The 26,235-nt window shown below is 44.6% G+C and carries 20 protein-coding genes; 17 read left to right on the top strand and 3 right to left on the bottom strand.

Annotation, left to right across the window (positions count from 1 at the left end; translation table 11 throughout):
- Window positions 1-1,035 precede the first annotated feature (1,035 nt).
- The 4 genes from thrS (at window position 1,036) to rnr (ending at window position 7,507) form a co-directional block, all read left to right on the top strand.
- Complete coding sequence (thrS, locus tag NJD71_RS05165; RefSeq protein ID WP_319050868.1) at window positions 1,036-2,970, top strand: threonine--tRNA ligase; 1,935 nt, start codon at window positions 1,036-1,038, stop codon at window positions 2,968-2,970.
- 23 nt (window positions 2,971-2,993) lie between these two features.
- A complete protein-coding gene (infC, locus tag NJD71_RS05160; RefSeq protein WP_057762155.1) occupies window positions 2,994-3,497 on the top strand; it encodes a translation initiation factor IF-3 in 504 nt (167 codons plus the stop codon).
- 350 nt (window positions 3,498-3,847) lie between these two features.
- On the top strand, window positions 3,848-5,092 hold the full coding sequence (locus NJD71_RS05155; protein WP_319050867.1) for a toxic anion resistance protein: 1,245 nt from the start codon (window positions 3,848-3,850) through the stop codon (window positions 5,090-5,092).
- 138 nt (window positions 5,093-5,230) lie between these two features.
- A complete protein-coding gene (gene rnr, locus NJD71_RS05150) occupies window positions 5,231-7,507 on the top strand; it encodes a ribonuclease R (protein ID WP_319050866.1) in 2,277 nt (758 codons plus the stop codon).
- A gap of 97 nt (window positions 7,508-7,604) precedes the next feature.
- Here rnr and NJD71_RS05145 read toward each other — a convergent pair whose 3' ends face one another.
- The 3 genes from NJD71_RS05145 to hisA form a co-directional block, all read right to left on the bottom strand.
- Window positions 7,605-7,892 carry a hypothetical protein gene (locus tag NJD71_RS05145; RefSeq protein ID WP_319050865.1) on the bottom strand — a complete coding sequence of 96 codons (288 nt, stop codon included), beginning with the start codon at window positions 7,890-7,892 and terminating at the stop codon, window positions 7,605-7,607.
- 81 nt (window positions 7,893-7,973) lie between these two features.
- Window positions 7,974-9,584 carry a mechanosensitive ion channel family protein gene (locus tag NJD71_RS05140; RefSeq protein WP_319050864.1) on the bottom strand — a complete coding sequence of 537 codons (1,611 nt, stop codon included), beginning with the start codon at window positions 9,582-9,584 and terminating at the stop codon, window positions 7,974-7,976.
- A 56-nt stretch (window positions 9,585-9,640) separates the two neighbouring features.
- Window positions 9,641-10,378 (bottom strand): 1-(5-phosphoribosyl)-5-[(5-phosphoribosylamino)methylideneamino]imidazole-4-carboxamide isomerase, encoded by a 738-nt coding sequence (hisA, locus tag NJD71_RS05135; RefSeq protein ID WP_319050863.1) that lies wholly within the window; start codon window positions 10,376-10,378, stop codon window positions 9,641-9,643.
- A 1,080-nt stretch (window positions 10,379-11,458) separates the two neighbouring features.
- On the opposite strand from hisA, the gene NJD71_RS05130 reads away from it, so the two are divergent.
- From NJD71_RS05130 to NJD71_RS05070, 13 genes are all read left to right on the top strand, one after another.
- Entirely contained in the window at window positions 11,459-12,811 is a 1,353-nt protein-coding gene (locus tag NJD71_RS05130; protein WP_319050862.1) for a Na(+)-translocating NADH-quinone reductase subunit A, read from the top strand.
- Between the two features lie 5 nt (window positions 12,812-12,816).
- Entirely contained in the window at window positions 12,817-14,052 is a 1,236-nt protein-coding gene (locus tag NJD71_RS05125; RefSeq protein ID WP_319050861.1) for an NADH:ubiquinone reductase (Na(+)-transporting) subunit B, read from the top strand.
- Window positions 14,033-14,935, top strand: a complete 903-nt coding sequence (locus tag NJD71_RS05120) for a Na(+)-translocating NADH-quinone reductase subunit C (protein ID WP_319050860.1) — start codon at window positions 14,033-14,035, stop codon at window positions 14,933-14,935. Before NJD71_RS05125 ends, NJD71_RS05120 begins: the two co-directional genes overlap by 20 nt.
- A gap of 1 nt (window position 14,936) precedes the next feature.
- Complete coding sequence (locus tag NJD71_RS05115; protein ID WP_201602231.1) at window positions 14,937-15,608, top strand: NADH:ubiquinone reductase (Na(+)-transporting) subunit D; 672 nt, start codon at window positions 14,937-14,939, stop codon at window positions 15,606-15,608.
- On the top strand, window positions 15,608-16,216 hold the full coding sequence (gene nqrE / locus NJD71_RS05110; RefSeq protein ID WP_075107228.1) for an NADH:ubiquinone reductase (Na(+)-transporting) subunit E: 609 nt from the start codon (window positions 15,608-15,610) through the stop codon (window positions 16,214-16,216). The genes NJD71_RS05115 and nqrE overlap by 1 nt, the downstream gene beginning before the upstream one ends.
- A 122-nt stretch (window positions 16,217-16,338) precedes the next feature.
- Window positions 16,339-17,574 (top strand): NADH:ubiquinone reductase (Na(+)-transporting) subunit F, encoded by a 1,236-nt coding sequence (gene nqrF, locus NJD71_RS05105; protein WP_319050859.1) that lies wholly within the window; start codon window positions 16,339-16,341, stop codon window positions 17,572-17,574.
- A 158-nt stretch (window positions 17,575-17,732) separates the two neighbouring features.
- Entirely contained in the window at window positions 17,733-18,533 is an 801-nt protein-coding gene (locus NJD71_RS05100) for an SDR family oxidoreductase (RefSeq protein ID WP_319050858.1), read from the top strand.
- A gap of 122 nt (window positions 18,534-18,655) precedes the next feature.
- The gene (locus NJD71_RS05095) at window positions 18,656-19,822 is read left to right on the top strand and encodes an FAD:protein FMN transferase (protein ID WP_319050875.1); all 1,167 of its coding nucleotides are present in this window, start codon (window positions 18,656-18,658) and stop codon (window positions 19,820-19,822) included.
- 182 nt (window positions 19,823-20,004) lie between these two features.
- Window positions 20,005-20,250 (top strand): (Na+)-NQR maturation NqrM, encoded by a 246-nt coding sequence (gene nqrM / locus NJD71_RS05090; protein ID WP_319050857.1) that lies wholly within the window; start codon window positions 20,005-20,007, stop codon window positions 20,248-20,250.
- A gap of 391 nt (window positions 20,251-20,641) precedes the next feature.
- Window positions 20,642-21,856: an MFS transporter gene (locus NJD71_RS05085; RefSeq protein WP_319050856.1), complete on the top strand. Its 1,215-nt coding sequence runs from the start codon at window positions 20,642-20,644 to the stop codon at window positions 21,854-21,856.
- A 150-nt stretch (window positions 21,857-22,006) separates the two neighbouring features.
- A complete protein-coding gene (locus tag NJD71_RS05080) occupies window positions 22,007-22,852 on the top strand; it encodes an arylesterase (RefSeq protein WP_319050854.1) in 846 nt (281 codons plus the stop codon).
- Between the two features lie 12 nt (window positions 22,853-22,864).
- Window positions 22,865-23,578 (top strand): ABC transporter ATP-binding protein, encoded by a 714-nt coding sequence (locus NJD71_RS05075; RefSeq protein WP_319050853.1) that lies wholly within the window; start codon window positions 22,865-22,867, stop codon window positions 23,576-23,578.
- Window positions 23,578-26,172, top strand: a complete 2,595-nt coding sequence (locus tag NJD71_RS05070) for an ABC transporter permease (RefSeq protein WP_319050852.1) — start codon at window positions 23,578-23,580, stop codon at window positions 26,170-26,172. The genes NJD71_RS05075 and NJD71_RS05070 overlap by 1 nt, the downstream gene beginning before the upstream one ends.
- The last annotated feature ends 63 nt before the right edge of the window (window positions 26,173-26,235 follow it).

Below are 26,235 nucleotides of genomic sequence, written 5' to 3'. Positions count from 1 at the left end.
ATAGTTAATAATCTTTCCGAAAAGAAAAGACAGTCAACTTTATTTTTTAGCATTCTGAATCAGCAAAAATCCACACAAGTTGTTCTTTAGTTATGCTTTTAAATAGTCTCAATCACTGTCGTCCAGTAACTGATATATAGGGTATTTCTCTTTGCTAGTTCGTTTAAGTTAAGAACTTATCCTATCTAGCGAGCCGACTATCATATCATAATGATTTGGTTTGTCAAGACTTTTTATAATTTGTTTCAATGGGTTAGCCAGGTTTGTTATATGTAATTGACATATAAGTTATTCCGGTTCTCCCTAATGAGGTGCGTATTATAGAGGGTTTAACTTTTGTGTCAACCAATTTTATACATGTTTTTAAACTTATTTTACAGCTATCGAAAATAATAAATAGTTTCAATAGGTTATGAATTGGTCGATTGGTTGATGTAGCAGAGGAATAGGTACGTTCCCCAATAAGCGAGCTTTTATGGCTACTTTTGGCTTTTATTAGTATAGATAATATTTGGGTTTTCTACCTTTCTAATATTCGCTCTACTTAAGCACTTTATCGATTCTACCTTTTATCTTGATATTTTCACAAATGATACTATATAGGAGAACCACGATAATCATTCATAGAGTACTAGCGATACTTTGACCTACAAAACTGGATTTATAGAATTGCGTGTTCAAAACCGTTTTTTCTTATCTATTAGCTTTCATACCTCTTTCCAACTGCCTCTCTATCCTTTGATATCTAGTGTTGTTAGAGGGTTTTTGCTATAATCGTCGGTCTATTGCATTATTTGTTTTTGCGCTGCACTAGCATTGCTCTGACAACGAAGTATTACTTACTGTATTAATAATCGTGAATCTCCTTGAAGAATAATTGAGCTTCGCAATATGCAGTATTGGACAGCTTATAGAATAATGTATACCTCCCACTACATATCACAATGATTGGATATAATTGATGCGGTCTCACGGTTAAATGATTGATGGTTGCAGTCATCACTGCCAACGGACCCAATAACAGGCGAATAGATTATGGTAGCGATTACTTTACCCGATGGTAGCGTAAAAGATTTCGAGGGTAATACAACAGTCATGGAAGTGGCACAGAGTATTGGGACGGGACTCGCTAAAGCGACGGTTGCTGGACGTGTAAATGGTCAATTAGTCGATGCGCACGACCCTATAATCGCTGACGCCAATGTCGAAATCGTAACGCCAAAAGACGATGATGGTGTCGATATTATTCGTCATTCATGTGCTCATCTATTAGGGCATGCGGTTAAGCAGCTTTATCCTGACGTCAAAATGGTCATTGGTCCTGTTATTGACGACGGCTTTTATTACGACATCTTTAGTGAGACACCGTTCACACCTGAGCATATGGAAGCAATTGAAAAGCGCATGATGGCGCTGATCAAGCAGGACTATGACGTTATCAAAAAGATGACGCCACGTGCTGAAGCGATTGAGATATTCGAGTCACGCAATGAAGACTATAAGTTAAAGCTGATCAATGATATGCCAGGTGAAGAAGCGTTTGGCTTGTATCATCACCAAGAATACGTCGATATGTGCCGTGGTCCGCATGTGCCAAACACGCGCTTTTTGAAAGTATTTAAACTGACCAAAATGTCAGGTGCTTATTGGCGCGGTGATGCCAAAAACGAGCAGTTGCAGCGTATCTATGGTACTGCGTGGGCTGATAAGAAACAGTTGAAAGCTTATATCCAGCGTATTGAAGAAGCAGAAAAACGTGACCATCGCAAAATTGGTAAAGCGCTGAACCTATTTCATATGCAAGAGCAAGCGCCAGGTATGGTGTTCTGGCATGCTAATGGTTGGACGATTTATCAAGTACTTGAGCAGTATATGCGCAAAGTACAATATGATAACGGCTACGAAGAGATTAAAACACCTCAAATCGTTGATCGCAGTTTGTGGGAGCGCTCAGGACATTGGGGCAACTACGCAACCAATATGTTCACGACTGCTAGTGAAAACCGTGATTATGCAGTAAAACCGATGAACTGTCCTTGTCATGTGCAAGTATTCAATCAAGGCCTAAAGTCTTACCGTGACTTGCCACTGCGTATGGCTGAGTTTGGTTCTTGTCATCGTAACGAGCCATCAGGGTCATTACATGGTTTGATGCGCGTACGCGGTTTTACGCAAGATGATGCACATATTTTCTGTACTCAGGCACAGATTCAGCAAGAAGTGGCTGACTTTATTAAGCTAACGCTCGCTGTTTATGAAGATTTCGGCTTTGATAATATCATTATGAAGCTCTCTACCCGTCCTGAAAAACGTGTTGGTAGCGATGAGTCATGGGACTTTGCAGAAAAAGCGCTAGCAGATGCGCTTGATAGCTCAGGGCTAGACTGGGATTACTTACCTGGCGAAGGTGCATTCTATGGTCCAAAGATTGAGTTCAGTCTAAAGGATTCTTTAGGACGTATTTGGCAGTGCGGCACCATTCAGGTTGATCCAAACATGCCTGAGCGTCTCGATGCAGAGTTCGTCAATGAGCAAAACGATCGTGAAGTACCTATTATGTTGCACCGTGCAATCTTAGGTTCATTTGAGCGTTTCATTGGTATTTTGATCGAAAACTATGCAGGTTGGATGCCAGTATGGCTAGCACCGCAGCAAGTTGTGGTCATGAATATCACTGATAAACAAGCTGATGCTTGTGAAAACGTGGTTAGCGAGCTCAAAAACGCAGGTTTGCGTGCTATTAGCGACTTGCGTAACGAAAAGATTGGATTTAAGATACGAGAGAAAACATTAGAACGTATTCCCTATATGCTAGTATTAGGGGATAAAGAAGTCGAATCGGGCAGCGTCAACGTCCGAACTCGCGAAGGTGAGAACCTTGGCGTCATGAGTATTTCTGAATTTATTACATTAGTACAGACCGCTGTCAGTAAAAAAGGCCGACAGACCCCAAAAACAGATGAGGAGTAATACCTATTAAACAGTCAAACCGTTTGAACATCAACGAAGATATCAACGTCAAAGAAGTCCGTCTCGTCAAAGAAGATGGCGAGCAAATGGGCGTGGTTGATATCGCAACCGCGATGAAAGCGGCACGTGATGAAAACCTAGATTTGGTTGAGTTAGTTCCTGAAGCTAAGCCACCAGTATGTAAGATCATGGATTATAAACATTTCCTCTATGATCAGAAGCAAAAGGCTAAAGAAGCTAAGAAAAACCAAAAGCAGACTCAGCTCAAAGAGATGAAGCTACGTCCTAGTACCGAAGAAGCCGATTATCAGGTTAAACTGAGAAAAATCGTGAGCTTCTTGGAAGATCAAGACAAAGTCAAAATTAGCATCCGTTTCCGCGGACGTGAAATGGCGCACCAAGATATTGGTCGCAAACAACTTGATCGTATCATTGAAGATACTGCTGATATCTCAAACGTCGAACAATACCCTAAGATGGAAGGTCGTCAAATGGGTATGCTGCTCGGACCTACTAAGAAAAAGTAACCTGTTAATGAGATTACTTTGAGTAGTGGCTGTTAGTCGATATAGCTATTTATAACTCTGACCATCAATATGCTGCGGGATATTGATGGTTTTTTATTACCTATGCTGATGCAGACCTCCTTGAAATGATGGCAGGGAAATGTGTGTAGCCAGATATAATTGGCTGACGCTATTTTACAAAACCCACCTTCTCAACTATTTGATTACGCGGTAATCTAAAGGTCTGTTTTATATTTGCTAATCAGCATTTATTCGAACGTTTTAGGTAAGTGTATAAAAATAACGTACATCATGACCATCAGAGTCATTGACAACAAACACTACTTTTATCAGACATCAAAGGAAATTTCATGCAAGAATTGACCCCACCAGAAAACGCCGCAACTCCTACTATATCTCTCACAGCGCCTGAGCCTGTCAAAGAAATACAGAAAAGTGAAGCCGATCAGATGGTCAAGTTGGATGAAAGCCAAATTCCAGAACTCGATGCCAAAGTTGATGCATTTGTCGATCATGTGATTACCAATTCAGTGCATAGTCCAGAGTTTCAGCAAAACGTTCAATCTATCCATAATCTAGGGACAAAAGAGATTCGTGAATCGGCACAAGTCTCTAATCGCATGCTGGATCTACCAGCAAAAAGTCTTAATGACAGTTTGTTTGATAACTCCCCTATTGCAAAGTCTTTAACTGAGCTACGCGGTATTGTGGAAGATTTAGACCCAAGTAAAAAAGAGTTGACTAACTCACGTAAGCTATTCGGTCTGATTCCATTCGGTAATAAAGTACAGGACTATTTCCGTCAGTATGAGTCCGCCCAGTCGCACATTAATGCTGTTGTGACCAGTCTATACAATGGCAAAGATGAGCTGCTCAAAGATAATGCGATGATTGAGCAAGAAAAAGTCAATATGTGGGAGCTGATGCAATCTATTCGCCAGTATGTCTATGTTGGCAAAAAAATTGATGAACAGTTGGAGCAAAAGGTCTACGCGATAGAAGCAACAGATCCAGAAAAAGCGCGCATCATCAAAGAAGAAATGCTGTTTTATGTCCGTCAAAAAAACACCGACTTTTTGACCCAGTTAGCAGTGAATGTACAAGGCTATCTGGCACTGGATACCATTCGCCGTAATAATCTAGAACTAATTAAAGGCGTTGATCGTGCAACCACGACCACCGTTTCAGCGCTGCGTACGGCTGTTGTCGTTGCCCAAGCAATGACCAATCAAAAACTGGTACTAGATCAAATCACAGCATTGAACAAGACCACCAGTAGCTTGATTGAGTCAACCTCGGCAATGCTCAAGCGTCAGTCAGGCGAGATCCATGAGCAAGCGACCAGCAGTAGTATTGAACTTGATAAACTGCAAAACGCCTTCAACAATGTCTATGACACTATGGATATGATCAGTAATTACAAAGTTGAAGCGCTAGAAAATATGAAGCAAACGGTCAATACCTTGACCACTGAAGTAGATAAAGCACAAAAATATTTGGATAAATCAAATCAAACTACGGTGCTCGAAGTTTCAAAAGAGCTGGATAGCAAAAAAATCACTAACCAATCAAGCAGTGTCGATATTGATATTTGATTTATCTATATAGCAGTAACTAAAAGTTGGCTGCTTCCTGCTATCGAATACACATAAGAAAATTGACGCAAGATATTGCGCCGTTGTTCGTGTTAAGATAGCCCCTATTAATAGTCTTAAAAATAGATACGGTAATTTATGAGTTGGAATGATCCAAACGCCTCGAGTGAGGCAAAAAAATATGACAACCCGATTCCTAGTCGCGAACTGATACTCAGTACGATTAATGAACATGGGGAAGTCACACATCAACAATTGGCAAAAGCCTTTAATATTGATGATCCTGACCAATTTGATGCTCTAGGCAATCGCCTGAAAGCAATGGTACGTGATGGACAAGTAAACCGTGAAGGCCATCCTTATCGCTATCGCACAGTCACTAAGCAAGATATCGTCACAGGTATGGTGTCTGCACATCCAAAGGGTTTTGGGTTTGTGGTATTGAGTGATATGCCAGATTTGTTTTTGCATGAAAAGCAAATGCGCTGGGTATTCAATGGCGATACGGTAGAAGCTGTCGGTACATCAACAGACAACCGTGGTCGCACTGAAGGTCGCATCGTCGATGTGGTTGAACGTCGCCAAAACAACTTCATTGGGACGCTTGCACGTGATGAAGACGGCTACTGCGTGGAGCTTGGTAGTCCAAACAACCATCAGCCAATTACCGTTACTGATGAAAACGTACAAGCGCTAAATGCTAAGCAAGGCGCACCTGTCAAAGTCGATATCATTGACTGGCCAAACCAGCATGAGTTTGGTACAGGTAAGATCACTGAAGTCCTATCTGACGATAATGATCGTGAACTGATCATCGAAACAACCCTTCTTAACTATGATATTCCATCAGAGTTTAGTGAGGCGGCTCTCAAGCAAGCTAGTGACTATCAAGAACCAACTGAAAATGATATCAAAGGTCGTAAAGATTTGCGCCATCTACCGCTTGTCACTATCGATGGCGAAGATGCTCGTGATTTCGATGATGCTGTATTTGCCGAGAAACGCTCAGGTGGTAACTACCGTGTGGTGGTTGCAATTGCTGATGTTAGCTACTATGTCACGCCAAATTCACCACTAGACCAAGATGCTTATGAGCGCGGTACGTCCGTATACTTCCCGCATCGCGTGATTCCGATGCTACCTGAAGTGCTCTCTAATGGTCTGTGCTCACTGAATCCTAATCTAGACCGTCTATGTATGGTCGCTGATATCAAGATATCACGCGCTGGTAAAGTGACTGGATATGAGTTCTATCCGTCAGTGATGCACTCACAAGCACGTCTCACTTATAATCAAGTAAATGATTATCTGGTGAACCCGAATGACAAGCGACTACCTAAATCGTTAACGGGTAATAAAGACGTTAAAAAGTCTGTTGATACCCTACATCAGTTGTATGAACTACTGCTCAAAAAGCGTGAAGAACGTCATGCAATGGAATTTGAAACGGTTGAAACGTACATCAAGTTCAACGAAAAAGGTGGCATCGAAGCGATTTTGCCACGCACTCGTGGTGACTCTCAAAAGCTAATCGAAGAGTGTATGCTCCTTGCTAACACCTGTGCGGCTAACTTTGCGCTTAAACACGAGTTACCAGTCTTATATCGTAACCATGATAAGCCTGATAACGAGAAGTCGATGCGTATCCATGAATATGCAAAAAACTTTGGCTTGCCGTTCCCAGAAGAGAACCCAACGCAAGCGGATTATCAGCGGATTATTGAAGCGACCAAAGACAGACCAGATGCAATCAGTATTCATAGCATGCTACTACGTTCGATGATGCAAGCAAACTATGCACCTGACAATATTGGTCACTTTGGCTTAGCTTATGACGAATATAGCCACTTTACCTCGCCTATTCGCCGTTACCCAGATCTGATGCTGCATCGTAGTATCAAGGCGCAAGTAACGAACAGCAAGCAGCCTGCTATGGACTTCTCGCTTGAGGGTGCTGGTACGCAGACCTCAGACACAGAACGCCGTGCAGAAAAAGCATCGCGCTTTGTAGAGTCATGGCTCAAGTGTCATTACATGACTAACCATGTTGGTGAAGAGTTTGAAGGTGTGGTGACTACGGTAACGAGCTTTGGTCTGTTTGTCACATTGACTGACTTATACATCGATGGTTTGGTACATATCTCAAATGTCGGTGATGACTTCTTTGTCTATGATGAGCAGCAACAACAGCTGATCGGTAAAGACAAAGGTACATTATTTGGGCTTGGTGACTCAGTCAAAGTACAAGTTGCTGGCGTAAATATGGACCTACTGCAAATTGATTTTGATTTAAAAGAAAAATTGCAGTCGAGTGCCATGAACCAGACAAAGAAACAGCCTGCTAAAAAAGATCAGCCTAAAAAGAGTCCTGCGAAAAGAAGTAATAATCGCAGAGGGTCTAGCAAAAAAAGCTAATCCGTAACTGAGACTGCAATACTATAAATAAAAAGGGCTAACGTTATCGTTGGCCCTTTTTATTTATATGCACTTCAACTATAAGATAAGTCGATGATTACTGTGTATTATTCATTTGATCAAAGCGATCTTGCTCAGATTGCTGCGCTTGATTGATTTTATTAGTGGCATCGTCTAGCATAGCTTTTGGCTGTTCGCCAAGTGGCTTACTAGTAATAGCTGCCGCGTTGTCCTGAGTACTATCTGCATCAGTAGCTGAATCAGTAGCGACCGTACTAACGGCAACCCCCCTATTCTGCTCGCGGCTGTTACCGTTTATGATATTAAAGCCCAACAGTGCGACTATGCCAATCACTGCAAATATAATGACATGTTTCATTTCCATAAAAAACCCCGTGTTTGACTCACCATCAAATACGGGTTTTGCTGCACTTTTTATGCCCAGTTTAATATTTACTGTTTAGCACTACTCTTGCGGACTATTATTGTTCAGTAGATCCGTCTCATCTGAGCTTTCGGCAATCTCCTGCTCAACTTTTTCCATTAGCTTGTCATCAGGGCGAGCATCGAGAACATCATCAGCATTTTGACCTTGTAAGATAACTTTGGCTCTAGCTTTTGCCTGCTTCTTATCTGTGTCATCAACATGACGCTCATCATTTTCTGGTTCATCAGGCATGGTTGGCGTAACTGTCATATCAGATTTGTCACTACTCGCACCACTCTGCATATGTTCAAAGGCTTTTTCTAATTTGTTGTTAAACCTCAGACGATAAATAGGTTCAGGCAAGCTAAAACCTTGATTTTCTAACGCATGTTTGGTTTCGCGAATGGCAATACTACGTGCTTTTAAAAAGTCCGTTTCGGATTGATCAACCCATACTTGGAATTCAAGCACAATATTAGAGTCACCTACATTGGTAATAATCGCAATTGCTTTTGGTTCCTCTAACACAAATGCTAATGTATGTATTGCATCCAGTCCTACTTTAATCGCTGCTAATGGATCATCATTGGCATCTACGCCCAGCTCAAAGGTGAAGCGACGCTCAGGATTTTTGGTATAGTTTAGAATCGTACCTTTAAAAACTTCAGCATTCGGAATACGTAGTTGATTGCCATCTAGCGTCATTAATATCGTCGCACGTGAAGTCAGACGAACCACAATACCCTCTTGACCATTAATCACCACTTGATCACGTGCACGAAAAGGTTGACGGATACTGAGCATTAAGGAAGCAATATAATTTTCAATAGTGTCTTTGACCGCAAAACCGACCGCGATACCAATGACACCAGCACCGCCAAGCAACGTGCCCAATACCGTTTCTGCACCGATCAAGCTCAATGCTAGAATCAGACCAAAAATAATAAAAATAACCTTGATGGTCTGCGACAATAGCTCAGCGACAAAAGGATTGGGCGTGAGGCGCTGCCACATTTTTTTGCGTCTAGATAACCAACTACCAAACCATGTCACGAGTGCAAATATGACGATACCAACCAGCAATAAAGGCAGCGCCTTCACTAGGTTTTCTAATTGCGCTTTTAGACCCTGATAAACTGTCGAGACGTTTTCTTGGACGTCTAATGTGCGGTTGATATTGTCATCAACCGTCACGACGTCTGTCAAACGGTTGGTCAAATTGATAGCTTGTTGTGCCTTTTTTTCGTTGGCAGTTTCTCCCGCTAAGGTGACGACACCTTGAGTAACATTAACAGTGACGGCTTGTAATCCTTCTATTTCAGAAAAGATTCCATTGATTCGCTGACGGATGTCGTTGTCTTTTTGGAGGGTGGGTGTGGTTTCAATTTGACCATTGTTGGTACTTTCGCCATTGATTGCGGGTGGCGGGGCAGGAGTCGGTGTGGAAATATTGGTTTCTAACGTGTCGTCATCTGCTGTCGTTGTACTGTCAGGTGTTGCACCCTCTACACCCAATGCCGCTGCGATACCAGAAACCTCTTCACCAGCAGCATAGGCTGGCAACGTACAAAAGATGCTTAGTAGCAACACCATTTGACCCCACGCTCTTAGAAGATGACGTATCCTTGGGCGGTCAAGATAAGTGTCCATAAGCATCCTTTGCTGTTATAGAGTTTGTACCATTACGTTTTTACTAACTTTGAGCTTTAGCTGTCTAGATAGCGCTGCGCCTCACTCAAGTTCAATGTGCCTTCGTAGATAGCACGGCCAGTGATAATACCTTCGATACAGTCGCCATAAGGCTTCAATAGCTCAATGTCTTTCATATCAGTAACGCCACCTGAGGCAATCACTGGTAATCCGCCTTCACGTGCCAAATTGACGGTTTGCTCTACGTTGACGCCTTGCATCATGCCATCACGGGCAATATCAGTATATACAATAGAGGAGACACCTACATCAGCAAAACGCTTAGCAAGCTCAGTTGCCTTGGTATCGGTAACATTGGCCCAGCCATGTGTAGCCACCATACCGTCTTTGGCATCGATACCAACGATAATATGTCCTGCAAACTCACGGCAAGCTTCTGCGACAAAATTGGGATCTTCGACAGCTTTTGTCCCAATGATAATATAAGTCAAACCTGCAGTGATGTACTGCTCAATAGTATTCATATTACGCACACCGCCGCCCAACTGAATAGGCAGGTTCGGATATGCTTTGGTGATATCATTGACCACTTGTCTATGCACGGGTACGCCATCAAAAGCACCATTCAAATCGACCAAATGCAGACGGCGTGCGCCCTCATCTACCCAACGTGCAGCCATAGCGACTGGGTCATCAGAAAACACCGTATCATCTTCCATACGGCCTTGTTTTAAACGTACACATTTACCATCTTTTAAATCAATAGCCGGGATAATGACAGGCACAGCACACATATAGCATTCCTTATAAAGCACAGTATTGGTAATAAATTTAGACAATCATATTTTTGGGAATCAAACGATATCGGAGCATTAAACAACGATAGAAAACACCACTTAACAGCGATATAAATTACAGACAAATTATAAACCAAATAAAAAAGGTCAAAATCTGCTCAGATAGAAATAGGAAATGATTGAAAACAAACAATCATAACCATAAGTTTTCGTATTTGGAATCACCACCAACATTCGTTAAATTCCATTACTGACTGGCAATTTTAGGTCAATTTAGCGTATAATCCTAGGTAAATTTTTATTTGTTTCTATGTGATGGTAACCAGGTGTTACGCTTTTTGTTGAGTCATTATTATTTAGTCGTAATTCAAGAAGACTCAGACGCAAAGAGCAATAGCTGAATGTATCCGTATGATATTGACTGATATATTGTCCAAAAAGGTTATAATAGAAATCTAATCTGGTAGTCTGTATACCACCGATTCTGCAGTATTAAGCCCCATTGGATACCTTTTAAATTCCTGTCACTAGCCAACAATATCAGAACCGTTAAACCTAGCGTTGTAGCAGCTCATCACAACGATGTGATCCTGCTGAGCTAGGTTGTCTTTTAGCCAGTTTATCATCTACCTCAATAGATCGTTATGTGGTCACACTTCTAACAAATCAGGTATGTTTGACTGATACTGATTGGATAAAGGTGGTCCCCTATACTGGTGTTACAAGTTTTAAATTTCAATGAAACGTGTGATAGGGCTTTTATTTTTAAAATAGTTTCTTTTAGCAATGTGCTTTAGGTGATTAATTTAACTTAATAGTTTTAGCATACACCTTGGTAGCCAGTCGCCACTTTGGTAATTCGAATAAGACATTAACGTGTTGTTAAGGAGTCTAAGGTCAGCGTTAATACTCTTAATAGTAGTTATGATTATGTATTGTCCCAACAGAGCTTTCATCCCTATTTCGATATAGAAATAGACGATTGAAGGCTCTATTGAGTGATACAGGTTTTCATACTACCGATGTGCCAAACAGGATGTCTGGTATCGTTTTAGACTATGGACTAAGTTTTCGCTTATGATTACCATCAAAAAAGGTTTGGATTTGCCCATTACCGGTGAACCCTCCCGCGAGATATCTGAGCACCAACCGACACATGTAGCACTTGTCGGCTATGACTATGTGGGTATGAAACCTACAATGAATGTCAAAGAAGGTGACATTGTAGCCAAAGGTCAGCCCGTTTTTGAAGATAAAAAACGTGTCGGCGTCATCTACACTGCCCCTGCTGCCGGTAAGGTCGTCGCTGTTAAACGTGGCGAGCGTCGAGTGTTTGAGAGTCTTGTGATTGCGGTCGACCCAAATGGTGAAGAAGTAGACTTTGAGCGCTATGACTCACAGCAGCTTGCTGACCTAGACTCTGAAGTCGTTGAAACCCAACTGATTGCCTCTGGCGAATGGACAGCGTTTCGCACGCGTCCCTATAGCCGCGCACCAGAAATCGGTGCTCGTCCACACGCTATCTTTGTCACAGCGACAGATACCAACCCATTAGCGCTTGACCCAATGCTGGTGATCAATGAACAGTTACAAGCGTTCAATGATGGCCTTGCTGTACTGTCTACGCTCACGCCAAAGACCTTTGTCTGTCATCATGGTGATGCCAAACTGACGCCAGTTGCAAAAACTGCTGCGGATAATGTCACTGAGTATCATGGTTTTGCTGGAAAACATCCAGCTGGTCTTGCTGGTACGCACATTCACTTTTTGCATCCGATTATGCGCGGTGTGACCGTGTGGACAGTTGGCTATCAAGACGTGATCGCGATTGGTAAGCTGTTTACGACAGGTCGTCTATATACTCGCCGTATGCTGAGCCTAGCTGGTCCTGCGGTTACCAACCCGCATTTGGTTGCAACCGAGCGCGGTGCTGATATTACGGCATTAACCAAAGGCAAGCTTGCTGCTGGTGAGAACCGAATTATTTCAGGTTCAGTGTTGTCCGGTCGCAAAGTGTTTGACAATGTGGCTTATCTGGGTCGTTTTCACAACCAGATCAGTGTACTGACTGAAGGTCATGAGCGCCCAGCGTTTCATTTCTTTAGCCCAGGTAAAAACCGCTTTTCAAAGCTGCCTATCTATATCTCGCAGTTCTTTGGTGGCAAAAAATACAACTTCACCACGACCAGCAATGGCTCACCACGAGCGATGGTACCAATCGGTGTCTATGAAGAAGTCATGCCACAAGATTACCTACCCACTCAGTTACTACGTGCATTGATTGTCGAAGACATTATTAGTGCTGTAGATTTGGGCGTTCTTGAATTGGATGAAGAAGACTTGGCACTATGCACCTTTGTATCTCCTGGCAAATATGAGTTTGGTGATATTTTGCGTGATAATTTAACGCGCATTGAGCTGGAGGGCTAACCACGATGAAATTTTTACACAATATGTTCGATCGTATGGAGCCATCTTTCACCAAAGGCGGCAAACACGAAAAGTACTATGCCATTTTTGAGATGTTTGATACGTTTCTACGTCAACCAGGTACAACGACATTTGCCTCATCACATGTACGCGACGGGATCGACCTAAAGCGTATTATGATTACGGTATGGCTATGTACGTTCCCAGCGATGTTTTGGGGTATGTACAACATCGGTCATCAAGCACTGACGGCTATCGCCCAGCTTGGTCTGCAGCCTGAAGGCTGGCGTACTGTCATCACTAGCATGGCAGGCTATAACCCAGACAGTATCTGGGCAAGCTTCGTTTACGGGGCCATGCAGTTTTTGCCTATTTATATCGTCACTTTTGCTGTTGGTATTCTCTGTGAGATTATCTTCGCGGTCGTACGCGGGCATGAGGTTAACGAAGGTTTCTTTGTGACCTCAGTTCTGTTTGCGCTATGCCTACCACCAGATATTCCTTTATGGCAAGTTGCCTTGGGTATTATCTTTGGTGTAGTCGTCGCAAAAGAAGTGTTCGGTGGTACCGGTAAAAACTTCTTAAACCCTGCCCTATCAGGCCGTGCCTTCCTATACTTTGCTTATCCAGCCTATATGTCTGGTGACTCAGTATGGACAGCTGTAGATGGATTCTCAGGTGCGACCCCTCTCGGTCTTGCCGCGCTTGGTGTGGTTCCTCAAGACTTCGTTGATGTCTATGGCAATGCGATCACGTGGAGTGATGCATTCTTAGGCAACATGCAAGGCAGTATCGGTGAAGTATCGACATTGGCTATCTTGTTGGGTGCTGCCGTACTGCTATGGACACGTATTGCCTCTTGGCGCATCATGGCAGGTTGTGTGGTTGGTCTGATTGCGACCTCTCTTGTATTCAACATGATCGGCTCTGATGACAATATGATGATGAGCTTGCCATTCTACTGGCATCTGGTCATTGGTGGCTTTGCATTCGGTGCGGTCTTTATGGCGACCGACCCTGTTTCAGCTGCACATACCAATAAAGGCCGCTGGGCTTATGGTATTTTGATTGGTTTTATGACCGTATTGATTCGTGTCATCAACCCAGCTTTCCCAGAAGGCATCATGCTGGCCATCTTATTTGCCAACTTATTTGCCCCATTGTTTGATTATTTTGTGACTCAAGCAAACATCAAACGCCAAACTGCTCGGAGGGTTCGTTATGTCCAAGCCCAAAAGTAATAACGCAAAAACCATCAGCGTGGCGTTGACGCTATGCTTGGTGTGCTCAGTATTGGTTTCAGCAGTCGCTGTTGGTCTAAAGCCTGCACAAGTCGAAAACGCGCGCTTAGACCGCAACAAAAACATATTGGTTGCTGCTGATCTATATGATGCTGAATCTGATACCGCCGATGATGTTGCTGAACGTTTTAAAGACTTTGATGTCAAAATCATTGATCTAAACGAAGGCACTTATCTCGATGACGATGCGCTAAAAACTGCTGGTATTCCTGATCGTAATGCCTATGACGCCAGTCAAGCGACAAAGAATCAAGCCTTGAGCGAAGACTTGGGTGACAACGATCCTGCTGGTATCGGCCGTAAGCCAAAGTATGCCAAAGTCTATGTCAAAGAAGACGATTCCGGTCAGCCAGAGGCGATTGTACTACCTATTCAAGGCTACGGTCTGTGGGGTACGATTTATGGTTTCTTAACGCTTGAGAGCGACATGAATACCATCAAAGGTATCAGCTTTTATGAGCATAAAGAAACCCCAGGTCTGGGCGCTCGTATCGAAGAGCCAGCATGGCGTGCAAAGTGGAGCGGTATCGAGTCTTATGACGAAAATGGTGACGTCGCTACTGGTGTAACCAAAGCGGGTAATCCAAAAGAAAACTGGGTTGATGGCATCAGCGGTGCAACACTGACTAGCCGCGGCGTGAGTAACATGATTCAGTTTTGGTTAGGCGAGCAAGGCTATAAGCCTTATCTAGATATGCTACGTGAAGAGAGCGGTCAAACGATTGATGATGCAGAAGCGCAAGCCAATCAATCAAAACCGGTCGCTCAACCTAAAACCGAATTGGCAGCCAAGCTACCAGTAGCAAACGGCAAGGAGGCATAACATGGCTGATACTAAAAGTATTTTAACCACGCCTATTTTTGACAATAACCCCATTGGCCTACAGATCCTCGGTATCTGTTCGGCGCTGGCGGTCACCACAAGTATGGCAAACGCCATGGTTATGTGTGTGGCATTGACATTGGTGACGGCGTTCTCAAGCTTTTTTATCTCCGTGATTCGTAAAAAGATTCCATCAAGTATACGTATTATTGTACAGATGACGATTATTGCATCATTGGTTATCTTAGTTGATCAGGTGCTAAAAGCTGTCGCCTATGATGTGAGTAAAGGTCTGTCGGTTTTCGTTGGTCTGATCATCACCAACTGTATCGTTATGGGCCGTGCTGAAGCGTTTGCCATGAGCAACCCACCAATTCCAAGCTTTTTAGATGGTATTGGTAACGGTCTTGGTTACTCTGCGGTACTGCTGTTCGTTGCCACTATCCGTGAGCTATTAGGCGCGGGCACTTGGTTTGGTATCACGATCCTACAGCCAGTTACTGATGGCGGTTGGTATATACCGAATGGGCTGTTGCTGTTGCCACCATCAGCGTTCTTTATTATTGCTTTGTTTATCGCGATTGTGCGTATCTGGAAACCAGAACAAGTGGAAGAAGCTGAGTTTGTAATGAAGCCGCAGTCTAAAGGCATGGCACATGGAGGCGGTCACTAATGGGACATTATATTAGTTTATTTATAACCTCAGTCTTTATTGAGAATATGGCACTTGCCTACTTCTTAGGCATGTGTACTTTTTTGGCCGTATCCAAAAAAGTCTCAACTGCTATCGGACTTGGTGTTGCCGTTATCGTCGTTATGGCCATCACGGTTCCGCTAAACAACTTGCTATTCCAGTTCATCCTAAAAGACGGTGCACTGGCATGGGCAGGCTTCCCTGATATCGATTTGAGCTTCCTAGGATTGCTCAGTTATATCGGTTTGATTGCGGCCACCGTACAGATTCTAGAGATGTTCTTGGACAAGTTTGTACCCAGTCTTTACAACGCGCTTGGGGTATTCTTACCATTAATCACTGTAAACTGTGCCATCTTAGGTGGTGTACTATTTATGGTAGAGCGTGATTATAACTTTGGTGAGTCTGTTGTCTATGGTGTGGGTGCAGGCTTCGGTTGGGCACTTGCTATTACTGCATTGGCAGGTATTCGTGAAAAGCTTAAATACTCAGACATTCCAGCGCCATTGCGCGGTCTTGGTATTACCTTTCTCACAGTTGGTCTGATGTCGCTCGGCTTTATGTCGTTCGGTGGTATGTCCATCTAAACTGCTAAGCTCAAAGCTCTCATTAGCTGTTTGACTTATTTAATTCATTTATTCGGTAAGGGTTCGGATACAGCATAAAACATGCCTCCGCTCCCCTACCCCATAGATTAAGGATACCTACCATGGATTACGCTACGGCGATTGGTGGCGTTGCTATGTTTACCTTGATCATCATGGGCCTTGTCGCTATTATTTTGGCGGCACGCTCAAGACTGGTCAGTTCAGGCGATGTTACTATCCATATCAATGATAATCCCGATAATGACGTGGTGACACCAGCAGGCGGTAAACTACTGCAAACCCTAGCAGGCGAAGGTATATTTCTGTCTTCAGCATGTGGTGGTGGTGGTACTTGTGCGCAGTGCCGTTGCCGCGTTATTGAAGGTGGTGGTTCTATTTTGCCCACCGAAGAAGGCTATTTTACTCAAGGCGAAATCCGCAATCACATGCGCTTGGCCTGTCAGGTAGCTGTTAAGCAAGACATGAAGATTGAGATCGATCCTGAGTTCTTTGATGTACAAAAGTGGGAATGTGAAGTTATCTCTAATGATAACGTGGCTACTTTCATCAAAGAGTTGGTACTAAAAATCCCAGAAGGCGAAGAAGTAAACTTCCGCGCTGGTGGTTATGTACAGCTTGAAGCGCCACCGCATGAAGTACATTACAAAGACTTTGCGATTGATGAAGAATATAGAGAAGATTGGGAAAAATTTGGTATCTTCGACTATGTGTCAAAAGTTGATGAGCCTGTTATCCGTGCTTACTCGATGGCCAACTATCCTGAAGAGAAAGGCCTGATCAAGTTCAACATTCGTATCGCAAGTCCACCGCCACGTGGCGGTGAAGGTATCCCACCAGGCAAAATGTCTTCATGGGTATTTAGTCTCGTCCCTGGTGACAAAGTGACGGTTTCAGGTCCTTATGGTGAATTCTTTGCCAAAAAGACTGAAGCTGAAATGATCTTTGTTGGTGGTGGTGCTGGTATGGCTCCGATGCGCTCGCATATTTTTGATCAGTTGAAACGCTTAGACACTGATCGTAAAATTAGTTTCTGGTATGGTGCTCGCTCTATTCGTGAAATGTTCTATGTTGAAGATTATGATCAACTAGAAGAAGAGTTTGATAACTTTGAGTGGCACGTTGCACTGTCTGACCCATTACCAGAAGATAACTGGGAAGGTCCAACAGGGTTTATCCATAATGTGTTGCTCGAAAACTATCTGAAAGATCATCCAAACCCAGAAGATTGTGAGTACTACATGTGTGGGCCACCTATGATGAACGCTGCCGTAATCGACATGCTACATAGCATGGGCGTAGAAGACGAAAACATCATGCTTGATGACTTCGGTGGTTAAACCAGCCAAAAAAATCTAAAACGCATATAAAAAGAGCCTCAATTGAGGCTCTTTTTTTGTTTGTAAAATCATCACGATATTTTAACTACAAATCTAATTGGTAGAATAGCTTTGCTATCCTATATCATGGATGCTCTACAGACTAAGAAAGGACTCTTATGAAAACAAAGTACAAGGATCTGACCATCTGGATCACGGGTGCCTCTAGTGGCATAGGTGAAGCCCTCGCTATTGCCTTTGCCAAACGTGGCGCTCGAATCGTTCTAAGTGGACGCGATAGTGAAAAACTAGAAACCGTCAAAAAAAGCTGCAAACGTGCTGGCAAACATATCGTTGTGCCATTTGACATCAGTGATGCCAATCAAACAAAAGCTGCTTATGATACTGCCAAAGCTCAAGCAGGAAAGATCGACTGGCTCATCAACAATGCTGGTATTAGCCAACGCTCGCTCATCATGGAAACAGATGAGGACGTCGAGCGTCAAATTATGGAGATAGACTACTTTGCCCAAACGCGTCTAACGAGACTGATATTGCCTGACATGATTGCACAAGGCGACGGTAAGATCGTCATGGTATCAAGTGTGGCAGGGTTACTAGGCACGCAATATCGCGGTGCGTACGGGGCAGCCAAAGCGGCACTCCATATGTGGGCAAACAGCTTACGTGCCGAGCTGTATGACCAAGGCATAGAAGTGGCAACGATATTCCCAGGGTTTATTCAGACCAACATCTCTATCAATGCCTTAACTGGTGATGGTAGTGCTCAAGGCACTATGGATGAGGCAACCAGTAACGGTCTGACTGCAACTGAGTTTGCCAAACAAGTTGTGAAGGCGCTCACAAAGGGCGAAGAATATATCATTGTCGCTGGCAGTAAAGAAAAGCTGGCAACCAGAGTCAATCGAGTATCGCCGCCAAAGCTGTATAAGCTGATACGTGAGTCACAAGTAAAATAATCGAGCAGCCAAACAAACGATCATTGAGTATTACCATCGTTAGTATTTTGGGGCTTAAGGGGTGTAAAATGAGCATGACTTGTTTTACACCCTATTTATTTGTGCATCATACCGAAGATATTATGAAAAATAACACGTACCGCCCAGCTTCCAGAAACCTTTTGAACAACACGCTACTTAGCATCGTCGGTCTTGGTAGTATTATAAGCCTCAGCGCCTGCCAGCAGACACCAGATTATAACTATCTGACTGGTGAAACTATGGGGACAAGCTATCATATCAGTTATCAGCTGCCTGACAATGTAGACAGTGCAGACGAAGCTGCCATACAAGCATCGATTGATGAGCGATTAAAACAAATCAATGACAGCATGTCGACCTACCAGAGTGACTCGACCATATCTAAGTTCAATCAGTTGGGTGCAGATACCCCTATTGTCATTGACGCTGATTTTAGTCGGGTGCTAGATATCTCACAAGTTGTTTACGGACAATCTGGCGGCGCGTTTGATCCTACTGTGATGCCATTAGTAGAAATTTGGGGCTTTGGCAGTACCATGACCGTTGAGCGTTTGCAGAGTCCTCCAACAGCGCTTGAGATTGCTCAAGCAAAAGCGCTGGTAGACTTTGAAAGCATTATAAAAAAAGACCAAACCCTCTATAAGACGAAAGACGGTGTCGAGCTTGATTTTTCTGCGGTTGCTAAAGGATATGGCGTTGATGTGATTGCTGACGTACTCAGAGATGAGTATCAGATTCGTAATTATATGGTTGAGATTGGTGGTGAGATTGCCACTTCTGGTGTGAATAGCCAACAGCAGCCATGGCAGATTGCGATTGACGCGCCTATCGAAGGCAGTACTGTCAGCGAACGCCAAACCATATCTGCCATTCGCCAACCAACTACTACGGCCACCCAAATGCACTTGGCAACCTCGGGCAACTATCGCAATTCTGTCATATTCGATGGTAAACGCTATAGTCATACCATTGATCCAACAACAGGCGAACCCATTGCAGGTGGCGCGCCTTCAGTGACGGTCGCCGCTGACTCTGTTGCACTAGCTGATGCATGGGCGACTGCTCTTACGGCAATGCCTTATCAAAAAGCACTAGATGTGGCTACCACGCAAGACTTAGCCGCCATGTTTGTAATATTGGCTGATGATGTAGAGGTAGGTGGCGCTGATAGTAATACTTTGGATGACGCTACCAACGACAGTATCGACAACTGGCAAGTGGTGCAGACTCCGGCGATGCAAGCATTACGTACAGACAAAAAACGCTAAACCTATGCTGAGCTCAGGGTCATGCAGTAGATGTATAGATGTGAAACAAGAGAATACGTTAATGCAAAACGAGCAGCGCCAAAATTTGCTATAATATAGCTATAGTTGCGAGCAAAGTTATTTATGAAAATCATTCATTAATATTTAATGCGACTGCCCTATTTTAAAACGAGGTTACCTCTATGCTTAGCCAATTGCTTCCGATGCTTGCCATTACCTTTACTGTCTTTGTCCTATTCTTTATTTTTATGGGTATTGGCTATATGGTCAAGAAAAAACCGCTCAAAGGATCTTGTGGTGGTGTTGCTAAGCTCATGGGTGATGAGCAGTGCTCATTCTGTGGTGATGATCCCAATAAATGTGACTCATTAATGGCTGAACAACAAGAGAATGCATTAAGAGCAGCTCAACTGGGTAAGTCGGTATAAGATTCTTCTATTACCACATGCAGGTAGCATTTACCTGACATCTGTTCGTATAATAGCGTCAAGTCTTCTATAGGAGGCTTGACGCTATTTTTATTGCGCAATGCTATCTTCTGGCTACTGCCATTATTTATTGCCTTTATTTAGACGCTCTCTATCTAGATACTGTTTATATAGATGCCTTTATACTTTCTATATAGAAATATTGGTTAGCAAATTTTTCTATCTTGCTTCCTGCAAAATTTTCGAACGCTGATCGATACTACCAATGATCGTCTCGGTCTGTTTCTAGGTATCAGTTTCTAGATAAATGCTCTCTGGTGTTGTTTTGCGGATGACGATATGTCGTCTCTGTCTTACAACAGTTCTTTTCTATTATCATCGTTGTATTGCTATGTCCACCTCCTCCCATCTACCGTCACCGCGTTTCACATTTTGGCTAGTCCTATGTGCCATGGTCTTGCTGGCGACCAATATGCGCGCGCCTATCGTTGCACTCGGCGCTATCGCTCCTGTGGTACAAGAGGCATTAGATATCTCCGAGTTTCAGATTGGTTGGCTAGGCGCTGTCCCTATGCTGAGTTTCGCCGTTGGGGCGCTGATCTCGCCAGCAATTGCTAAGCGCTTCGGGCTTGAGAATACGCTGATTGCGATGATTGGGCTACTGACCACAGGTATGATGATTCGTACCGTTATCCCAACGTGGACAGGATTTTTGGTAGGTACGTTGTTGCTAACACTAGCTATTGGCTTTGCCAACACGCTGGCCGCGCCTGTCATTAAGCAACGTACGCCTAAGCATATCCCGCTGATTACAGGTTTGTTCAGTTTAATCATGACCGTGACCGCGGGGATAGTCTCAGGAGTAGTTCTGCCTTTATCTGAGCGAGTAGGCTGGCAATGGGCGCTAGGCGGTTGGACGATTTTAGGGGTTTTTGCCTTATTGATTTGGCTACTTTTGCGTGTGCGTCTTGGCTCATCAAACCATCAACCCATAGTCTCAACAGACCCAGACGCCTCTGATATTTCGATGTGGCGCACGGCCTTTGCGTGGCAGATTGCTATTTTTATGGGGCTACAATCATTATTGTTTTACACTGTTGCCAGTTTTTTACCGTCCATTTGGGTCAGTAAAGGATTATCTGCTGTGAGCGCTGGACAAATGGGTTCTGTGTTTCAGTTTATGGCGCCCATCTCTATTTTGAGTCTCACCTGGCTAATCAATCGTGGTCGTCCTATTCAGGCGCTCGCTGTGTTTGCCGCGGTGCTCAATGTCATTGGGGTGCTGGGCGTCAGCTATCTATCCACGGAGTTGGCGTGGCTCTGGTCAGCCCTGATGGGGATTGGGTGCTCAGCGATTTTTACCTTGAGTATGATGCTGTTCTCCCTACGAACCTATACCACCAATCAATCAAGTGAGCTGTCTGGTATGGCGCAAGCCGTCGGTTATTTGATTGCATTTTTTGGTCCGCTAGGTACAGGTTGGCTCCATGAAGCGACTGGTAGCTGGAGTGTACCGCTTTTTATTATGCTGATATTGATGATTACAAACGTGGTGATTGCATGGCTCGTGAGTCGTCCAGTGATGGTCGATGGCAAATATATTTGATTATAAAATTTTAAATACTCTAAATAGCACTCTCTACAAGTCTTTGATTTCTAAAGCGCAATAAACCTGTCTCTAAATTAACCTTAGGGCAATATTGGTTGCTGTCTTATTTTGCTACACTGGTTCGATTGCTTATAGGACACAACTCCCATGATGAACTCTCCCCTACGTTTCTTGCCTGCTATCGTCACGCTCGCGGCTGTCATGGCTATCAGTGGCTGTCAAAAAGAGACGGAAACTACTGAATCTACCAACACCACTGAGACACAGAGCACAAGTACTGAGACGACTAATAGTCAAGCCAATACGACATCTGTAGACACTAATGCCGATGTATCCACCGATATCCAAGTCAACGACGCGCCCCTGACTATTTTGGCGCTTGGTGATTCGTTGACAGAGGGTCTTGGGGTGGATAAAGATGATAACTACCCTGCGCAGTTAGAAGATCGTTTGCAAGCCATGGGGTATAAGAATACCGAGGTCATCAACTCAGGGCTGAGTGGTGAAACCAGTACTGGACTGGTCAATCGTCTTGACTGGGTGCTACAAACCAAACCTGATGTGACGATTTTGACCATTGGTGCGAACGATGCCATACGTGGTATCGATGTAGCAACGATTGAAGCCAATATCCGCACGGCGGTTAAACGTCTACAAGACAACGGCAGTGTGGTCATCTTGGGCGGGATGTCAATCTATGACAACTTAGGCGATGACTATGTTGCCGCGTTCTCAGATATCTATCCTCGCGTAGCAAAAGACATGAACGTCACCCTTATTCCGTTTTTCTTAGAAGGTGTGGGCGGTGAACGCGCGCTCAATCAAGCGGATGCGATTCATCCAACTAAAGAGGGCTACACCATCATCGTCAATGACAATATCTTGCCTGTCTTAGAGCCCACGCTAAAAGGGCTAACAACAACTGATAGTATCAACGCAACTGAAGCCGCTCAGAACGACATGACCGACAAAAAGACAAACGAGACCACTTAACGAGACACTGTAATGACATCACCTTCGACTTCCACATCAACACCGCCAGTAGATACTAAAAAAGCCGCCCTACTCACCGCCTCCCAGTTAAACAAAACCGTGCAAGTCGGCGAGCAAAGCCTGTCTATCATCAAAGACGTCGATATCCACGTCAACGCTGGCGAGTTTGTGGTCATCATGGGCAAATCAGGCTCAGGCAAATCGACCTTGCTAGGACTACTTGCCGCATTGGACTACCCCGATAGCGGTACGGTGTCGCTGGCAGGTCAAACGCTCAGCAGTTTGGACGAAGACGCGCTTGCCGTTATCCGCCAACAGGATATGGGCTTTGTCTTTCAGTCATTTCATCTACTGCCCACCCTAACCGTCGCCGAAAACATTGCCTTCCCATTGGATATTGCACGGCGCTCAAACCCAGCGCGAGTGGACGAGCTGATTGACGCCGTCGATTTAGGTCATCGCCGTCACAGCCTACCCAATCAGTTATCAGGTGGTGAGCAGCAGCGTACGGCGGTGGCAAGGGCACTCGTCTCACACCCAAAGATTGTCTTCGCCGATGAGCCAACGGGTAACCTAGATGAGCAAAATGCCGATCAGGTCATGCAGTTGTTATTGGACTTACGCCAGCAAGTTGGCTCGGCACTGGTGGTGGTGACTCACGATCCTGCGCTTGCCGAGATGGCAGATCGTGTCATTACCATGCATGATGGGCGGATTGTAACCTAATGAATCAACGCACAGACAACCAATCAACTGATGTTAAAAATACTGATACCAGCATGCTCAATCAGCTGTTTACCAAGACGCTAGGCTCGCAAGCACTCAGCCGTAGCTGGTGGCAGCGCTGGGTCTATCCTGTCTTATTTCTGCTGACACTGACCCTATCGCTTGCCACCTATCTGACCCTCGACTCGGTGCAGCAATCTGTTGATCGCTATATCAATGACAATCAGCGTGCACTCGTTGGTGGTGATTTGATTTTGAACGGCAAGCAGGACTGGTCAAGCGATGTATTGACACAAGTAGACACCATCCCTGACACGCAGGTCGTATACGATTATCAGTTTAGCGCTATGCTGGTCACTGATGAGCAAACCTTGCTTGCCCGCGTCAAAGCGGTGTCACCGTCCTATCCTTTATACGGCGAGGTTGAGCTGGCCTCAGGGCAGCCGCTATGGGATCAGCTGACCGCTGATAATGTCGTCGTCGCACCAGAAGTACTGAGCAGCCTGAATGCCAGTGTCGGCGATCGTATTGCTATTGGTGATGCGCAGTTTACCATCAGTGATGTGCTGACCAAAGAACCTGATCGACCTTTGACCGCATTTGGTTTTGGTGGGCGGGTGTTAATGAAACAAGACGCCTTGGCAGCCACCAACCTACTCGGTCAGCGTAGCCGGGTCAATTACCGTATTGAGATAGCAGGTGATCCTGAGCTGATAACGACGCAGCGTGATGCGTTTACAGATATTCTGAACAATTATCCTGATATCGAGCTCTCTGAAGCCGAGTCCGAAGACACCTCTGTGTCCCGTATCTCTGACAATGTATTGATGTTCTTAAAACTACTGGTCATCGCCGTATTGCTACTCTCGGCCGTCGCCATGTATGGCGTCATTAGCGCCTTTGTCACCAAGCAGCAATCCAACAATGCGATTCGTTTGGCATTAGGTGAACCGCTTAGCTCACTCAAGCGCAGCTACTATCAACTGCTTATCGTTACCACCGCCATTGCTTGTGTCGCCGCGATTGTCCTGAGTTTAGGTTTGCTTAAAATCGGTCAGCCGTATCTCGTGGCTATCTTGCCTGCTGACGTGGGTCTCGCCATCAATCCAATCAGTGCGATCAAGACCATATTCATTGCATTAGCTCTGACCCTACTGATAGCGCAGCGTGGATTAAGTACGTTAAATACCACCAAACCCGCCACCCTACTCAATCAAGGGGCGAGTACGCAGGCGCAAAACCTACCGTGGTATCGACGCACGCCGTTACTATGGTATGGCATCGTGCTGGCAGGACTCTATGCCTTCTTCGCTTATGAAGTTGGCTCGCTGTCATTAGGCGCGCAGTTATTGGGCGGATTGATCGGCTTTGTAGCGATATTTTGGCTACTGGCGCGTGGGTGGCTATGGCTGCTTAATAAGTTAGCGAGTAATACCAAAGTCAGCTGGATGCAGCGTATCGCCATTCATAATCTGGCGCGTAAGGGCAATCAATCCGCATTGTTCTTTGTCACCTTATCGCTATCGGTCGCAGTGCTGACGCTCATTACCACCCTCAATCACAGTATCAATGCGCAGTTTATCAATGCCTATCCTGAAGACGCGCCCAATCTGTTTTTGCTCGATGTGCAAAGCGATCAACACGATGAGATTGATACCATCATTGACGCACCTGTCACTTATTATCCCGTCATTCGCGCGCGTGTGGAGACGGCGAACGATGTACCGGCAAAAGATATCGAGCCTGAGGATGGCTTTGATGACCCTACCCGTGTCTTTAACTTAAGCTACGCAGATACGGTGATGGATACTGAGTATATCGTTGACTCGCTCACAGACGATGCGCTGTATACGCCTATCGATGATGCCGATCAGCAAGTCAAACCCTTATCTATCTTGGACACTGCTGCCAGTATGCTCAATGTCGGCATGGGTGATCAGGTGCGCTTTAACATTCAAGGTATCGAAATCGTCGGGCAGATTACCAGTATTCGCACGCGCTATGAGCGTGGCCCAAGCCCGTATTTCTACTTCTTGTTTGAGCCGTCGGTGCTGTCCGCTGCCCCGCAGATTCAATTTGCTACCGCGCACGTATCAGAGAGTGACATTCCAGATCTACAAGGCAAACTGGTACGCCAGTTCCCTGCGGTCACCACTATTGATGGCACGGCTATCGCGAAGCAAATCCAAGAGCTGGTGGTACAAATGAGCCGCTTGGTCTATGTGTTTACCTTGCTTGCCCTACTCACTGGCGTCATGGTGCTGATCAGCTCGCTACTGTCTACCTCGCAAGATCGTATGAAAGACAGCGCATCATTTAGACTGCTCGGTATGCAAAAGCGTGACCTATATATGCTCAATATCTTAGAGCTGGGCGTGCTTGGTATTAGTGCGGCGACCTTTGCCGTGGTTATCGCCAGCGTTGGCGCATGGGCGGCCATCACGCAGTGGTTTAATCTACAGTTTAGTGTGCCGTGGACGAGCTTGGCAATTGGCGGTGCGGCGTTAGTTGTATTGTTGTTTGCTATTGCCATTATTTATGTGAGACTGGTAATTGGGCGCGGGATTATGGCAAGAGTACGGGCGATGATTTAGAGCAAGGCAAGATATAGGTACTGATGTAAGAAGAAGATTTAAGTGAATTCAACTCTCTTTCTT

Source organism: Psychrobacter sp. PP-21 (assembly GCF_033790785.1).
Classification (GTDB): domain Bacteria; phylum Pseudomonadota; class Gammaproteobacteria; order Pseudomonadales; family Moraxellaceae; genus Psychrobacter.
Note: the sequence above shows the minus strand (reverse complement) of the source record. Positions and strands in the feature narration are given on the sequence as shown.